Origin of the sequence: Paenibacillus sp. MMO-177, assembly GCF_037147795.1 — a bacterium.
GTDB lineage: Bacteria > Bacillota > Bacilli > Paenibacillales > Paenibacillaceae > Pristimantibacillus.
This window is the reverse complement of sequence record NZ_JBBCUR010000033.1, coordinates 1-566: the sequence shown is the minus strand read 5'-3', so window position 1 is coordinate 566 and position 566 is coordinate 1. Positions and strand designations below refer to the sequence as shown.

1 rRNA gene is annotated in these 566 nt (G+C 51.9%); it reads left to right on the top strand.

The window, feature by feature from the left end:
• Positions 1-566: ribosomal RNA gene (locus tag WFK81_RS30740) — 23S ribosomal RNA — on the top strand; the annotation flags it as partial.

The following is a 566-nucleotide window of genomic DNA, read 5'->3' as shown; positions in this document are numbered from 1 at the left end:
ATGTTGGCTTAGAAGCAGCCACCATTTAAAGAGTGCGTAATAGCTCACTGGTCGAGTGACTCTGCGCCGAAAATGTAACGGGGCTAAACACACCACCGAAGCTATGGCATGACACTTATGTGTCTTGGGTAGGGGAGCGTTGTGTATAGGTTGAAGTCAGACCGTAAGGACTGGTGGACAGTACACAAGTGAGAATGCCGGTATGAGTAACGAAAAGACAAGTGAGAATCTTGTCCGCCGAAAGCCTAAGGGTTCCTGAGGAAGGCTCGTCCACTCAGGGTAAGTCGGGACCTAACGCGAGGCCGAAAGGCGTAGTGGAAGGACAACAGGTTGAAATTCCTGTACCACCGTAAACCGTTATGAGCAATGGGGTGACACAGAAGGGCAGTGACGCAGGCTGATGGAATAGCCTGTCCAAGCAGTGAGGCAGAGTTGTAGGCAAATCCGCAACTCGCGTAAGCTAGGCTGTGATGGGGAGCGAAAATTGCAGTAGCGAAGGTCATGTACTCCGGCTGTCAAGAAAAGCCTCTAGCCAGGTGAAGGTGCCCGTACCGCAAACCGACACA